The organism is uncultured Castellaniella sp. (assembly GCF_937988725.1).
Lineage (GTDB): Bacteria > Pseudomonadota > Gammaproteobacteria > Burkholderiales > Burkholderiaceae_B > Castellaniella.
The window spans coordinates 1413811-1428377 of sequence record NZ_CALKHS010000010.1; the positions used below are offsets into that span (position 1 = coordinate 1413811).

Sequence of the window (14567 nt, forward strand, 5' to 3'; positions counted from 1 at the left end):
CATGTCTCCAAAGTGCGCACGGGAGCCTCCGGTGGCGTGGATGAACGGATGCCGGCTATTTCTTGGCCAGGGCTTCGACCGATTCCAGCAGGCCCTTGGCCTCCGGGCTGATGGCCGCATACTCCGGCCACGCCGTCTTGTGCGCCAGATCCAGCCAGGCGGCGTAGTCCTCCTTGCTCATGGCGCGCACCTCGACCCCCGCCGCCTGGAATTTCTTCACGGCTTCATGCTTGATCCGGTCCTGTTCCTTGTTGAAGGACGGCAGGGTGGCCTCGGCGGCCTTCTCGAAGATCTTCTTCTGCTCGTCGCTGAGGCCGTCCCAGGCCTTGGACGAGATCACCAGGGGCTGGAACACCACGAAGATGGTGTAGTCCCCGCCCAGGGTCGCATACTTGGTCTGCTCGTACAGGCGCATGCTCATGAAGGTTTCGTAGGATGTCATCAAGCCATCCAGCACCCCGGTCTGCATGGCGTTGTAGAGTTCGGTCGAGGGCATGGCGAACACCGAGGCCCCGGCGGCCTTCAGCATGGTGTCGATCGTGCGGTCCGCCCCCCGGAATTTCAGCCCCTTGACGCTGTCGGGCGTGGTGATGGGACGCACCTTGTCGGCGATCCCGCCTTCCGTCCACCACCAGGTCAGGATATGAAAGCCCTGCCGTCGCGCGACTTCCTGCAGGCGCTTTTCATAGTCCGTGCCCTTGAAGCGCATGGCGTCCTGCACGCTGCTGATCGCCCCCGGCAGGATGGTGATGGAAAATTCGGGCGCCTTCCCCACGGCATAGATCAAGGGAAAAATCGAAAGGTCGATGGAGCCGTCGGCCAGCGCGTCGATCTGCTTGAGCGGGTTGCTGATCAGCGACGCGCCCGGATAGACGCGGAACTTGAAGGACGGGTCCTGCTTCTGGACCTCCTGGATGAACAGCCGCGCCCCCGCGTCCCGCCCGTCTCCCTGGGGCCACTGGTGGGACAACTTCAACGTCTTCGCCTGAACGGTCGTGACGGCCAGCGCGCACATCGCGGCCAGCAACAGGGTTTTGAATTTCATGCTTGTCTCCTTCATGGTTGGCACCCGTCTTCTATGCGACTTCGGTGCGGGATCCCGCTGTTCGAACGGCCGGGCGGCCACTTACGCATCCGCCCCCTGGAAAATCACCTGATCCTTCAACAGGCGCTCTATCTCCCCGCCGTCCAGCCCATACTGCCGCAGCACCTGGACCGTATGCTGGCCCAGGCGGGGCGGCGGCGATTTCACCGTGCCGCCCGCGGAACTCTCGCCAGCGGCGTTGCGCATCAGGAACGGCAATCCGACCTGGCGCAATTCGCCCAGGTCCGGATGCGCAACGGCCTCCACCAGCTGCATCTGGCGGACCTGTTCGTCGGAAAAAACGTCGGCCAGCGTATTGATGGGGCCGGCCGGAATGCCCGCCTTGATGAAGAGCGGCGTCCACTCCATCCGGCCGCGCATCCGCAGCCGCCCGTCGATCAATTCCTTGAGCGCCATCCGGTGCTGGATCCGGTCCGCATTGCGCTGGAAGCGCGGGTCCTCGGTCCATTCGGGACAGCCCAGCAGATCGCACAGGCGCACCCACATTTCCTGCGTGGCCGGCGCCAGGTTCAAGGGACCGTCCGCCGTCTGGAAGGTGCCGTACGGCGCGATCACCGGATGGACGTTGCCGCAAGGCTGCGGCACTTCGCCCAGGCTGAGATACCGCTGCCCCTGGACGCTGAGCAGGCCCATCAGGCTGCTCAGCAAGGAACTCTGCACATGCTGCCCCTTTCCCGTCTGCTGGCGGGCGATGCAGGCGCCCAGCACGCCGATGGCCGCCCACATGCCGGACGTCAGGTCGCCCACGGCCGTCCCGACCCGCATGGGTCCGGTTTCCGGGGTCCCCGACAGGCTCATGAAGCCCGAATACCCCTGGGCGATCTGGTCGAACCCGGGCCAGTCCCTGGCCGGTCCCTGGGTGCCGAAGCCGGAAATCGAGGCATAGATCAGGCCCGGACATTCGGCCGCCAGGCTGTCGTACCCCAGGCCCATCTTTTCAACCGTTCCGACGCGAAAATTCTCGACCACGATATCCGACCCCAGGGCAAGGCGCCGCAACAGCGGCAGGCCGTCGGGGTGGCGGAAATCCACGCCGATCCCTTTTTTATTGCGGTTGGCGCTAAGATAATAAACGCTTATACCATTGTCGAACGGCCCCCACTGACGGATCATGTCGCCGCCCGGCGTCGGTTCGACCTTGATCACCTCGGCCCCCATGTCCGCCAGGATCATGGTACAGAACGGTCCCGACAGCGCGCGGGTCAAATCCAGAACTTTCAGTCCCTTAAGCGGCAGATCCACCGTCTTGTCTCCTTGATGTCGTTTTGGACGATTCTAGGGACGCCGCGCGGCGAATTGAAATAGTATTTACTGAGCCAGCAATCGGATTTTCTTATAGCTCATGACGAGACCGCCCAAGAGGAAACCCGCATGAACCTGAGGCAACTCAATTACTTCACGCGCATCGTCGAAACCCAGAACATGACCCGGGCGGCCGAAATGCTGCACATCGCGCAGCCCGCGCTCAGCCAGCAGGTCACATCGCTGGAGGAAGAGCTGGGAGTCAAGCTGCTGAACCGCACGGCCCGGGGCATGCTGGCGACGGAGGAAGGCGAACTGCTGTACCAGCATGCCCGCGCCATCCTGCGGCAGGTCGACAACACGCGGGCGCTGATATCCCGCAAGCAAGGCCTCATCTCCGGCACGGTCTCCATCGGCATGGCGTCCAGCACCGCGAAGATGCTGGCCCTGCGCCTGATCGACCTGCTCAGGGAACGCCATCCCGCCATCGTGCTGGAAATCGTGGACGTTCCCAGCGCCGACCTGACCTCCATGGTGATGCAGGGCCGGGTCGATTTCGCCCTGGCCCCCGACCCGAAAAAGCCCAAGGGCATGCGCTGCGAGCCGCTGCTGATCGAAGACCTGTACCTGTTCACCCATCCCTCGCTGCGCCAGGACAGCGGCCCCGTTTCCCTGGAAGAAATGGCCCTGCATCCGCTGGTCCTGCCCAGCCTGCCCAACACGCTGCGATCGCGGATCGAACACGCCTTTCTGCAAAGGCACCTGCCCTACCACCTGCTGGCCGAGGCCAGCACGTCCGCCATCCTGATCCCCGCCGTCAAGGCCGGGATCGCCACCACCGTCCTGCCCTACTCCGCGGGCCACGAGGAAGTGCAGCTCGGCAGCATCGCCATGCACCCCCTGGCCTTCGAGCTGTCGCGGGAAATCTGCCTGTGCGTCAGCGAAACGCTGCCCGTCTCCGTGGCCACGCGCGAAGCCCTCGGGCTGTGCAGGCGACTGGCCAGGGACCTGGTGATCCAGGGGATCTGGCAGGGCTGCCGCGTCATCGGCCAATCCGGCGCACACCAGATCCCGGCCGGCTGACGCCTGTTTTCAGGCCCGGTCGCCGCGCCTCCGGGCGCGCCGCGCGCCGATACCCCTGACGCCGTCCTCTGAAAGCCGCCGGCGCGGCGCCGCGCGACCTATACTGTCCGCGAACGTTCCGCCTTGCACGACGAGAACACACATTGTGATCGACTGTACGGAGAAGCTCGCCATGACGACCTACGACGTCAAGCTCATCGGCAAACGGGAAGTGGCCGAGGGCACCATGGAATTCACGCTGGAAAAGCCCGAGGGCCTGGACATCCGCGCGGGACAGTTCTGCGACGTGAAACTGCCCAGCCCCGAAGGCACGCCCCGGCACGACGGCATGCACGGGTTTTCCTTCGTCAACGCGCCGTTCGAACCCCATGTGGCGGTCGCCACGCGAATGCGCGGCACGCCCTTCAAGGAAGCCTTCAGGAAAACGCCGGACGGCACCGTGGTCAAGCTGATCGCGCCGTTCGGCGACTTCACCCTGCACAAGACGGAATCCGTGCCGGCGGTGTTCATCATCGGCGGCATCGGCATCACGCCGGTGCGCAGCATGATCGCGCAGGCGCTGCACGACAAGACCGGCCACCGCCTGACCCTGATCTACGCCAACCGCACCCCGGCGCAGGCGGCCTACGCCGCCGAACTGCAGGAACTGGCCCGCCGGCACGCGAACTTCACCTTCGTCCCGGTCTATACCCAAGCTCGCGCGGACGGCGCGGAACACGGCCACGTCGACGGCGACATGATCCGCCGCCACGTGCCCGACCTGGCCATCCCCCGCTTCTACCTGTCCGGGCCGGAAGGCATGGTCAAGGCCACGCGGGCGCTGCTGATCGAGATCGGCGCCAACGAAGACAACATCCGCACCGAAGAATTCGAAGGCTACTGAACCCCTGCCCGTTTGCGCCACCCATGAAGATCGGCCTCCTGCAATGCGACGACGTCGCCCCGTCCCTGATCGGGCGGCACGGCAATTATCCCGACATGGTCCAGACCCTGCTGCGGGCGGTCGACCCCGAACTGCAGTGCCAAGTCTTCGCCTGCCATCAGGGCCGCTTTCCCGACCGCGCCGCGAACATGGACGGCTGGATCACGACCGGCTCGAAATGCGGCGCCAACGACGACGCCGACTGGATCGGGCAGCTGTCGGACTTCATCCGCGCGCTCTGGCAGGACCGTCAGCCGCTGGTGGGCATCTGCTTCGGACACCAGATGATCGCCAAGGCGCTGGGCGGCCGGGTGGAACGCAGCCCCCTGGGCTGGGGGCTGGGCGCCTACCCGACCACGCTGGACCAGCGGGAGCCCTGGATGACGCCCTGGCATTCGCAGGACCTGCAGCTGCTGGCCAGCCACCAGGACCAGGTGGTCGAACTGCCGCCCCAGGGCCGGGTGCTGGCCCGCAGCAACTTCTGTCCCATCCACATGATGCAGGTCGGCGAGACCTGCCTGGGCATCCAGGGGCATCCGGAATTTTCCCGCGCCTACCTGGAAGATCTGCTGGAGGCCCGCCGGGACCGGATTCCCGCCGAACGCCTGCTGGCGGCCAGGCACAGCCTGCGCGGCCCGACGGACGACCTGCTGGTCGGCCGCTGGATCCTGAACTTCATCCGGCACGGGCGGCGGCAGCGCGCCCTCGCTTCTTGACGACGCCCATCGCCTCGACCCGGCCGCGGACCTTTTCCTGAACCACACTCATCGATCATGAATCCCCTGCATCGCCTCCGCCCCGGCGACACGCACCTGCGCGTCGCCTTCATCCTCCTGAGCCTGTCCTGCGCCATCGGCATCGCGCACGCGGCGGAGAACAGCGTCACCCTGGGGGCCGGCATCGCCGCCACGCCCCGCTACGAGGGTTCGGATGAATACAAGGGCAGGACCATCCCCATCGTCAACGCGCGGATCGGCCGCTTCTACGCGCGCACCGAAGACGGCATCGGCATGAGCCTGATCCAGAGCGGGAACCTGACCCTGGACGCCGGCCTGAACATGATGTGGGGCTACGGCGGGGACGACGTCCCGAAGGGCATCGGCGGCCTGTCCGACGCCATCGGCGCCCGGCTGGGCCTGGCCACCACCGTCGCCGGAACGGTGCTCAGCGTGGCCGCGACCCAGGCCGTCACCCACCGCGACCGGGGCCTGCTGGTCGACTCCCGCGTGTCCTACCCCTATGCGGTGACCGACCGGCTGCGGCTGACCCCCAGCGTGGGCGCCAGCTGGGCCAACGGAAAATACATGGACAGCTATTTCGGCATCGACAGCGCCCAGGCCGGCCGCTCGGGCCTGGCCCGCTACCAGCCCACGTCCGGTCTCAAGGACGTCTCGGCCCGGCTGACCGCCCAGTATGCCCTGACGGAACGCCTGAGCCTCACCAGCCTGGTCGGCACCAGCCGGCTGGTCGGAGAGGCCGCCGACAGCCCGATGGTCAGGCAGAAGACCCAGTTCCAGACCCTGCTGGGCGGCAGTTATTCGTTCTGACCGGGCGGCGCGTCCAGCGCCTGATCCATCAGCCTGACCTGGGCCGGGTCCAGCCGACCCGCCGCCCGGGCCAGGGCGACCCCGCGCACGCACAGGCGGTCGTACAGATCGCGCATGTCCGGGTCCACCGCCTGCAGCGCCTGCCGGTGCAGACGCACGGTCCCGGCATCCCCGCGCGAGACCGGGCCCGGCATGCCGTCCGCCACGCCGCTGCGGGCCAGCGAGGCCAGCGTCCCGCGCAGCAGGGGCAGCAAGGCATCCAGCGCCTGCTGCTCGGTCGCCCCCCAGGATTGCCACAGGCGCACGGCTTCGGCCAGCAGCACGTGCACGTGCTGCGAGGCATAACCGCCCGACGCGTGATAGCGCGCCCGCGCGCCCGGCGGCAAGGTCAGGCCCGCGCATCCCAGGCGCCGCGCCAGCGCATGCAGCCGGGCTTCCAGCGGCGGCGCGGCCGCTTCGATCGCCACGGTGCAGCCCGGCAGGCTGCGCACCGCCGCCTGGGGATCGGCGCCGAAGGCCTGCATGGGATGGAAACCGCCGATCAGCGCGCCCGCGGCGGCGGCCGGCTGCAGCACCGCCACGGGCGTCGCGCCGCTGCAATGCACCACCCCCTGGCCCTCATGCCAGGTCAGCGATTCGGCCACCCGGGCGATGGCGGCATCCGGCGTCGTGATGAAGACGAGATCGCAGTGATCAGCCACGTCCTGCGGATCGCAGGACCGGCAGTCCCGCAGCATCGCGGCCATGGCGCGGGCGCCTTCCGCGCCGCGGCTGCCCACCCGCGCCACCGGCGCCCCGGCCTGCTGCAGGGCCAATGCCATCGCCCGCGCCAGGCGGCCCGCGCCGATGAAGCCCAGCGTCAATGTCTCCGGCCCGGACCGGTCTTCAGATACAGGATTCGTCACACGCGTCTCTCTTTCTTGGCCCGCAGCCACCAGAACACGCGCAGGCCCAGCAGAACCGCCAGCGCCCCGGCATACAGGCGCGGTTCAAGGAAATCGTTCTTGCCCGCCCGCATCCATTCGAAATGCAGGACCGACAGGATGGCGGCCGGATGGATCAGCCAGTGCAGGCGCTTCCACCCACGCCCCAGGCGCCGCATCCAGCCCCGGGTGGAGGTCAGCGCCAGCGGCAACAGCAGCAGCACGGCCACCGTCCCCACGCCGATGAAATCCCGCTGCCAGATGTCCGTCCACATGGCGGCGGGCACGCCGCCCCGGTCCCAGATCGCCCAGGCGATCACGTGCAGGATCGTGTAGAAGAACGCATACAGCCCCAGGGCGCGCCGGTGCCTGACCAGTTGCCCCCAGCCGGCCAGGCGGCGCAAGGGCGTCACGCACAGGACGACCCACAGCAGGGCCAGCGCCCAGATGCCCGAGGAGCGAGTCAGGAATTCCTGCGGATTCACCCCCAGGCCCTGGGTCGCGCCCAGCGCCACCCAGCGCAGCAGCGGGAACAGTCCCAGAAGATGAATGCACGCGGTCAGCCACCTGCCGGAACGCATCAGAAGTTCTGCTTCAGATCCATGCCGGCATACATCGCGGCGACCTCGTTCGCATAGCCGTTGAACGGCTGCGTCTGCAGGCGGGGCGCGAAGAAGCCCGAGCCAATGCGCTGTTCGGTGGCCTGGCTCCAGCGCGGATGCGGCACGGCGGGATTGACGTTGGCGTAAAAGCCGTATTCCCGAGGCGCCGCCCGCATCCAGCTGGTGACGGGAGGCTCGGACTGCAGGCGGATGTGCACCAGGGACTTGGCGGACTTGAAGCCGTATTTCCAGGGCACGATCACCCGCAGCGGGGCGCCGTTCTGCGCCGGCAGGGCGCGACCGTACACCCCGAACGTCAGCAGCGTCAGGGGATGCATGGCTTCGTCCATCCGCAGGCCTTCCGTGTAGGGCCAGTCCAGGATTCCCTGGCTGACGCCCGGCATGACGTCGGGCTGCAGGGCGGTGGTGAAGACCACGTAGCGGGCACCCGAGGTCGGCCCCACCCGCTTCAGCAGGTGTGACAGCGAATAGCCGATCCAGGGAATGACCATGGACCAGGCCTCGACGCAGCGCAGCCGGTAGACGCGCTCTTCCAGGGGCGCCAGCCGGCGCAGGTCGTCGAGATCCAGCGTCATGGGATGCTGCACCGCGCCATCGATCTTCACGGCCCAGGGCGTCAGCGCCATGCGCCCGGCATGGGCGGCCGGGTCGCCCTTGCCCGTGCCGAATTCATAGAAATTGTTATAGGTGGTGATGTCGCGCCAGCCATTGGGCTTTTCGGTCGTGGACCAGCGCGCATCCAGCGGGGCGTCGAGCACCGGCCCGGCGGGGCTGTCGTCATCGGCGGCCCGCGCCAGCCCGGCGGCCCCCAGCGCCAGGGACCCCAGCGCCGCCTGGCGCAGCCACCGTCGCCGTCCGAGCCAGACGGATTCCGGCGTGATGTCGGACGGTGAAATGAAAGATCCCTGTTTCGTGCGCATGATGTCAGACCTCCGGGCCGCAGGCGCCGCCGGCCCTTTCGTTTATCCCAATTTTCCCGCGAACTGCACCAGGCGGCGGGCCTGGTGGCCGATGGCCGCCTTCACGTCGTCCGTGAAGGGCGCGCCCTGGGTATGGCTGTAGCCGTACGGGTTGCCGCCGACCTTGAAGATGGACGGATCGGTGAAGCCCGGCGCCACCACGATGCTGCCCCAGTGGCAGACCGTGGCGTAGAAGGACAGGATGGTGGCTTCCTGCCCGCCGTGCGCATTCTGCGCCGACGACATGGCCGACACCGCCTTGTTGGACAGGCCGCCCTTGGCCCAGACGCCGCCCAGCGTATCGATGAAGGCGCGCATCTGGCTTGCCATGACGCCGAACCGCGTGGGGCATGAAAACAGATAGGCATTGGCCCATTCCATGTCGGCCGCCGTGACGGCGGGGATATCGGCGGTCTTGTCGGCCTGGGCCTTCCAGGCTTCCTGGCTGGCCACCACCTGGGCCGGAGCCGTTTCCGGCGCTTTCAGCAGCCGGACCTCAGCGCCCGCCGCCTTGGCGGCTTCCGCGGCGATCGACGCCATCTGATGGTTGGTGCCGTAGGTGGAGTAGTAAACAATGGCAAGCCGAACGCTCATGCGAATCTCCTGAAAGGTCCAGTGCAAGGCCGCCGACCAGGCGGCTTATTGACTGTACGCCAAATTGATCCGGGTGTCGTGCGCTCCGCAATCAAAAATCCGCACCCCGCAAACAAAAGTTGCGAAGGCTTGCGAACCTCCGCGCGGCGGGCCTCCCGACCGCGTAGAATGAGCCCATCCACACCATGCGCTTTTCTGCCCTGATCACCCCCCTGTTCCGCTGGTTCGAGTCCAGGATCCCCGTCTTCCAGGAACCGGACGAACGCATGCCGCCGACATCGGTGGGGCGCTTCTATGTCTTCTACCTGGTCCAGGTCTGGCCGGTGTTCCTGGCCATCCTGGTGGTCGGCCTGGGCGTGGCGTCGATCGAAGTGGCCCTGTTCGGCTTCATCGGCCGCATCGTGGATCTGGCCAAGGAAATCCCCGAACCGGGCTTCTTCACCCGCCACGGCCGCGAACTGCTGTGGATGGCGCTGATCACGGTCGTCGCCCGCCCCATCTTCAGCGGCCTGCACGACCTGCTGGTCAACCAGACCATCGTCCCCAACCTGACCAACCGCATCCGCTGGCAGAATCACCGCTATGTGATCCGCCAGAGCCTGGGTTTCTTCCAGGACGACTACGCGGGCCGGGTCGCCAATCGCATCCTGCGCACCGGCGACGCGCTGCAGAACTCCACCGTCCAGATGGTGGATGCGCTCTGGTACGTGGTGGTCTACACCGGCAGCGCCATCGCCCTGTTCGCGCACGCGGACTACCGCCTGACCCTGCCGCTGATCGCCTGGCTCATCATCTACGTCGTCCTCCTGCGGGTCTTCATACCGCGCATGAAGGACCGGTCCTGGCAGGCCTCGGCGGCGGCCTCGAAGCTGATGGGCCGCATCGTGGACGGCTACGGCAACATCCTGACCCTGAAGCTCTTCGCGCGTCGCCGGCAGGAAGAAGCCTACGTCGCCGACGCCATGGCCGAACAGATCGGCAAGCTGGCCCGCATGACCCGCATCACCACCGCACTGGACGCCGGCGTGACGGCCCTGAACAGCCTGCTGATCGCCGGAACGTCGGGTCTGGCCCTGTGGCTCTGGACCCTGGGCGAGGTCACCGTGGGCGACATCGCGCTGGCCACCGGCCTGGTCATCCGCATCAGCAACATGTCGGGCTGGATCATGTCGGTCGTCAACAGCATCTTTTCCAACGTCGGAGCCGTGCAAGACGGCATCACCTCGATTTCACAGCCCAGGACCGTCCAGGACACGAACGGCGCGCCGACCCTGCGCGTCACCGCCGGCGCCCTGAGCCTGGAAGACGTGCATTTCCACTACGACCCGCGTCATCCCATCTTCACCGGGCTGGACCTGAACATCCGGGGCGGGGAAAAAGTCGGCCTGATCGGGCCGTCCGGCGGCGGGAAATCCACCCTGGTCAGCCTGCTGCTGCGCCTGCACGACATCCAGGGGGGCAGCATCACCATCGACGGGCAGGACATCGCCCGGGTCACCCAGGAAAGCCTGCGGATGCAGATCGGCGTCGTCACGCAGGACACCTCTCTGCTGCACCGCTCTATCCGGGACAACATCCTGTACGGCAGGCCCGATGCGAGCGAAGCGCAGATTCTGCAGGCCATCCGCAAGGCCCAGGCCGACGGCTTCATTCCGGAGCTGGTCGACCGCGACGGCCAGCGCGGCCTGGAAGCCACCGTGGGCGAGCGCGGGGTCAAGCTGTCCGGGGGACAGCGCCAGCGCATCGCCATCGCCCGCGTGCTGCTGAAGGACGCCCCCATCCTGGTGCTGGACGAAGCCACCAGCGCCCTGGATTCGGACACCGAGGCCGCCATCCAGGGCAGCCTGGACATCCTGATGCAGGGCAAGACCGTCATCGCCATCGCGCATCGGCTGTCGACCATCGCCCGCATGGACCGCCTGGTCGTGCTGGACCAGGGCCGCATCGCCGAAACCGGCACCCACGCCGAACTGCTGGCCCGGGGTGGGCTGTACGCGCACCTGTGGCGGCGCCAGACCGGCGGCTTCATGGCGCCGGACAGGACCGGCCCCGACACGCCCCCGCCTACTTCTTGATCAGCAGGTCGTCCAGCTCGGCGGCGCGGCGGAAAGCCGGACGCTGGCAGACGCGATCCGCGTATCGCTGGAACTCGGGGCGTTTTTCGATGGTGCCGAAATTCAGGCCCCAGGCGATCTGGGCGCCCACGTAGACGTCCGCCGCCGTGAACCGGTTCCCGGCGACATAATCGCCGGACGAGACGGCCAGCGAGAGCGCGTCGATGACGGCGTCATAGCTGCCATACCCGACCATCGCCTGCTGCTTCGCATCCGGCACCACGCCCAGGACGCGGGCATCCGTGATCGCGGCCTCCAGCGGGCCGGCGGCGAAAAAGAGCCAGCGGTAATAATCAGCCAGGTTTTCCAGCGCGGGCCTCAGGCCCGACTGCGGAAACGCATCCGCCAGATAGGCGCAGATCGCCGCGCATTCGGTGACGACCCGGTCGCCGTGGCGCAGGGCCGGCACCTTGCCCATGGGGTTGATCGCCAGATAATCCCGGGACTTCATGCTGGTCCCGAAATCCAGCACCTCGGTCTGGTAGGTGATGCCGGTTTCTTCGAGCATCCAGCGCGCGACGCGGCCCCGCGACTGGGGGTTGGTATACAGAATGATGCCATCGGCCATGCACGACCCTCCTGGGTGAAAGACGAAATTCCCAAGGGGCAACGATAACGCACGCGGCGGCGCCAAACGCCGTCCGAGGCCCGTCCGGCGCTCGGCCGGCGTCGGGCGCGGCCCCCGGATTCGCCCCGATTTCCTAGTGCGGACGGGGCGCGCCGCCGCATGGCAATTCGAAACAATTTGACGATTCGCAATATGTCGTCTAGTATTCGGAAATGGATCTCGATCTGGCACTCAAAGCTCTGGACAATACCCACCGCCGCACCGTCCTGTCGGCGATGCGGGACCCGCGCAGGCACTTCAGGCCTGTCGGCGGCACCGATCCCGCCGACGACGGCGTCTGCGTCCTGCAGATATCCGAACTTCTGGGCGTCAACCAGTCCACGGCGTCGACCTATATGTCGATACTGCGCGATGCGGGCCTGGTCACGGCGGCCCGGGTCGGCAAATACACGCGCTACAAACGCAACGAACACGCGGTGGCCGCGGTGGCTTCCGCCATCGTCCGGGAACTCTAGCGCTCCGCGCGGTCGACCTGCGCAGGACGCCGGTCGATGCGCCTTGCCGCGAGAACACACATTGGCTTCGTCTTTATTTTTATCTTTACATATCGATAATTTCCAAATCATAGATGCAAAATCATGACTATTTCCACTCGAACTCAGATTTTGTTGCTCGCGATGACGACCTTCGTCGCCGGAGCCAATGAATACATACTCGCGGGCATACTGGACCTGGTCGCCCCTGGCCTGAACGCTCCGGTCGCGCTCACCGGCCAGTTGATCACCCTCTATGCATTCGTCTACGGCCTGGGCGTGCCGGTCACGATCGCCCTGAGCAGCCACATTGGAAGGCGCACGGTCATGATCACCGCCATGACGGTCTACGCGCTGGCCAGCATGCTCACGCTGCTGGTGAACGATTTCTGGACCTTCGTCCCTCTGCGCATCATCCAGGCGCTGTCGGGCGGCACCGCCGTCGTGACCGCCCTGTCCACTGCAGCCACGCTGGCCGGCACGCAGCGCCAGGGACGCGCCATCGCCACCGTCATCATGGGATTCACCGCGTCGCTGATCGTGGCGGTCCCCCTCGGCCGCGAAATCGCCCTGCGTCTGGGCTGGCACGCCGTGTTTCCCCTGGTCGGGCTGCTGGGCCTGGCCACGGCGCTGAGCCAGCGCTTCGTCCTGCCGGTCCTGAGCCCGGCGGCTTCCATTCCGCTGCGCGAGCAGTTCGCCCTCCTGCGGCGTCCGGCGATCCTCGGGGGCCTGACGGTCACCGTGCTGTGGATGGCGGGATACGTCATGACCTACAGCTATTTGACCCCCTACCTGATTGACGTCCAGCGCCTTCCCGGCGAATGGATCAGCCCCGTGCTCCTGGCCTTCGGCCTGGCCAGCCTGGCGGGTTCGCGGCTGGGCGGCAGCCGCGCCGACCGGCACGGGTTCCACGCGACCCTGGTCGTGTCCAAGCTTTTGCAGATGCTCTTCCTGGCTGCCCTGCCGGTGGCCGCGTGGCTCCTGGCGCCCGGATCGCTGGCCGCGGTGGCCGCCATCCTGATGCTGTGGTCGGTATCGGCCTGGGCGGCGGGGCCGGCCCAGCAGGTCAGGGCTGCGGCGATGGTCCCCGGGGCGCAAGGCGTCCTGGTGGGGCTCAACCAATCCGCCATGCAGATCGGCATCGCCGTCGGCACCGCCCTGGGCGGCCTGGCGACGCAGGCCGTCGGGCTGGCGGATCTGCCCTGGCTGTCCGTCGCGCTGATCCTGGCGTCCCTGATCCTGATGATCGCCTTGCGCGGCCGCGCGCCGCAAGGCTATGCGGGCGGCCCGGTCGCCGATCTCTGAGCGGCCCGCCGCGACGGAAAGCTTCAGCGGCCCTGGCGAGGCCCGTCCGCCTGATCGCCCGCCGTTCGCGGACGGCTCTGCAGGACGTCGACCAGTTCGGGCACGAAGCGGCCCGGGCCGGCCTGTTCCACCGCGTCGGCGAAGGTTTGCCGCACCGCGTCGGCGATCTCGTGGACGGATCCGCCGTCCTGCGCCATGGTGGTGAAATAGCCGATGTCCTTGAGCGCGTTGCTCATGGCGAAGCGCAAGGGGGACGAATCCCGTTCGGTCAGGTAGGGCCGCATGCGGTCCAGGGCGGCGCCCGCTCCGCCGCCCTTGGCCAGCACGTCCACGAACACCGCCGGATCGATGTCCGCATCGAGCGCCGCGGCGGCGGCCTCGGCCAGTAGCGCAATGGAGCCCAGCGAGACGTAGTTGTGCAGGAGCTTCATGCGGTGGCCGGCCCCCACGCCCCCCACCCGCGTCACGTTCTCGGCGAAGCAGCGCAGCACGGGCAGGCATTCCTCGAACAGGCGCTCGTCCCCGCCGACCAGCAGGTTCAGCCGGCCCTGGGCCGCTTCCCTGGGGGTGCGGGTCATGGGCGCATCCAGGAAACGGCCGCCCCGCTCGCCCACGGCCCGCGCGACCTTTTCCGTGGACGAGGGAATGGCGGTGGAACAGTCGATGACGATGCTGCCGGCCGCCAGCCCCGCCAGCAGTCCGTCCGGGCCCTGAAGCACGGCCTCGACCTGGGGGGTGCCGGTCACGCACAGCACCACGATGCCGGACTGGCGGGCCACGTCGGCGGGCGTATCGGCCGTCCGCGCGCCGCCGTCGAGCAGATCGTCCACAGGCTGGTTCCCCGGGTGCTTCAGCAACGTCAGCTGATGGCCGTGCTTCTGCAAATTGGCGGCGATCCCGTGGCCCATCAGACCGATGCCAATCATTCCAATATTCATGTTCGGGGTTCCTGTATCCGGATGAGGGGGCCTGCTCGACGCGCGGCCGGGACTGCCGGCTTCGGCTTCGGCTTCGGCTTCGGCTTCGGCTTCGGCTTCGGCTTCGGCTTC

General features: G+C 67.3%; 15 protein-coding genes and 1 pseudogene. 8 read left to right on the forward strand and 8 right to left on the reverse strand.

Annotated elements, in window-relative coordinates:
* Positions 1–55 precede the first annotated feature (55 nt).
* Positions 56–1045 carry a TRAP transporter substrate-binding protein DctP gene (dctP, locus tag Q0263_RS17045; RefSeq protein WP_298018969.1) on the reverse strand — a complete coding sequence of 330 codons (990 nt, stop codon included), beginning with the start codon at positions 1043–1045 and terminating at the stop codon, positions 56–58.
* Positions 1046–1126: 81 nt separating this feature from the next.
* On the reverse strand, positions 1127–2347 hold the full coding sequence (locus Q0263_RS17050; protein ID WP_298018971.1) for a CoA transferase: 1221 nt from the start codon (positions 2345–2347) through the stop codon (positions 1127–1129).
* Positions 2348–2476: 129 nt separating this feature from the next.
* On the opposite strand from Q0263_RS17050, the gene Q0263_RS17055 reads away from it, so the two are divergent.
* The 4 genes from Q0263_RS17055 (at position 2477) to Q0263_RS17070 (ending at position 5899) form a co-directional block, all read left to right on the forward strand.
* Positions 2477–3430 (forward strand): LysR substrate-binding domain-containing protein, encoded by a 954-nt coding sequence (locus tag Q0263_RS17055; protein WP_298018973.1) that lies wholly within the window; start codon positions 2477–2479, stop codon positions 3428–3430.
* Between the two features lie 172 nt (positions 3431–3602).
* The gene (locus Q0263_RS17060; protein WP_298018976.1) at positions 3603–4313 is read left to right on the forward strand and encodes an FAD-dependent oxidoreductase; all 711 of its coding nucleotides are present in this window, start codon (positions 3603–3605) and stop codon (positions 4311–4313) included.
* A gap of 23 nt (positions 4314–4336) precedes the next feature.
* The gene (locus Q0263_RS17065) at positions 4337–5068 is read left to right on the forward strand and encodes a hypothetical protein (protein WP_298018979.1); all 732 of its coding nucleotides are present in this window, start codon (positions 4337–4339) and stop codon (positions 5066–5068) included.
* Between the two features lie 57 nt (positions 5069–5125).
* Positions 5126–5899 carry a MipA/OmpV family protein gene (locus Q0263_RS17070; RefSeq protein WP_298018982.1) on the forward strand — a complete coding sequence of 258 codons (774 nt, stop codon included), beginning with the start codon at positions 5126–5128 and terminating at the stop codon, positions 5897–5899.
* On the opposite strand, the gene Q0263_RS17075 is transcribed toward Q0263_RS17070, so the two are convergent.
* The 4 genes from Q0263_RS17075 to wrbA are packed head-to-tail and all read right to left on the reverse strand — an operon-like array spanning position 5887 to position 8998.
* Positions 5887–6804, reverse strand: coding sequence for a DUF2520 domain-containing protein (locus Q0263_RS17075; RefSeq protein WP_298018984.1), 918 nt, complete (start codon positions 6802–6804; stop codon positions 5887–5889). The genes Q0263_RS17070 and Q0263_RS17075 overlap by 13 nt on opposite strands.
* Positions 6801–7403, reverse strand: a complete 603-nt coding sequence (locus tag Q0263_RS17080; protein ID WP_298018987.1) for a protein-methionine-sulfoxide reductase heme-binding subunit MsrQ — start codon at positions 7401–7403, stop codon at positions 6801–6803. The genes Q0263_RS17075 and Q0263_RS17080 overlap by 4 nt, the downstream gene beginning before the upstream one ends.
* Positions 7403–8365 (reverse strand): protein-methionine-sulfoxide reductase catalytic subunit MsrP, encoded by a 963-nt coding sequence (gene msrP / locus Q0263_RS17085; RefSeq protein ID WP_298018990.1) that lies wholly within the window; start codon positions 8363–8365, stop codon positions 7403–7405. Before msrP ends, Q0263_RS17080 begins: the two co-directional genes overlap by 1 nt.
* 42 nt (positions 8366–8407) lie before the next feature.
* Positions 8408–8998, reverse strand: a complete 591-nt coding sequence (gene wrbA, locus Q0263_RS17090; protein WP_298018993.1) for an NAD(P)H:quinone oxidoreductase — start codon at positions 8996–8998, stop codon at positions 8408–8410.
* A gap of 266 nt (positions 8999–9264) precedes the next feature.
* Between wrbA and Q0263_RS17095 the strand changes: the two genes are divergently transcribed.
* Entirely contained in the window at positions 9265–11073 is a 1809-nt protein-coding gene (locus Q0263_RS17095; protein WP_298019203.1) for an ABC transporter ATP-binding protein, read from the forward strand.
* Here the strand turns inward: Q0263_RS17095 and Q0263_RS17100 are convergent.
* Entirely contained in the window at positions 11063–11680 is a 618-nt protein-coding gene (locus Q0263_RS17100; RefSeq protein ID WP_298018996.1) for a glutathione S-transferase family protein, read from the reverse strand. The two genes, Q0263_RS17095 and Q0263_RS17100, sit on opposite strands and share 11 nt — an antisense overlap.
* A gap of 212 nt (positions 11681–11892) precedes the next feature.
* On the opposite strand from Q0263_RS17100, the gene Q0263_RS17105 reads away from it, so the two are divergent.
* Positions 11893–12195 (forward strand): helix-turn-helix domain-containing protein, encoded by a 303-nt coding sequence (locus Q0263_RS17105; RefSeq protein ID WP_298018999.1) that lies wholly within the window; start codon positions 11893–11895, stop codon positions 12193–12195.
* Between the two features lie 162 nt (positions 12196–12357).
* A complete protein-coding gene (locus tag Q0263_RS17110; RefSeq protein ID WP_298019002.1) occupies positions 12358–13518 on the forward strand; it encodes an MFS transporter in 1161 nt (386 codons plus the stop codon).
* Between the two features lie 23 nt (positions 13519–13541).
* Here Q0263_RS17110 and Q0263_RS17115 read toward each other — a convergent pair whose 3' ends face one another.
* On the reverse strand, positions 13542–14456 hold the full coding sequence (locus tag Q0263_RS17115; RefSeq protein ID WP_298019004.1) for an NAD(P)-dependent oxidoreductase: 915 nt from the start codon (positions 14454–14456) through the stop codon (positions 13542–13544).
* On the opposite strand from Q0263_RS17115, the pseudogene Q0263_RS17120 reads away from it, so the two are divergent.
* Positions 14385–14567, forward strand: a pseudogene (locus Q0263_RS17120) (hypothetical protein); the annotation flags it as partial. The gene Q0263_RS17115 and the pseudogene Q0263_RS17120 sit on opposite strands and share 72 nt — an antisense overlap.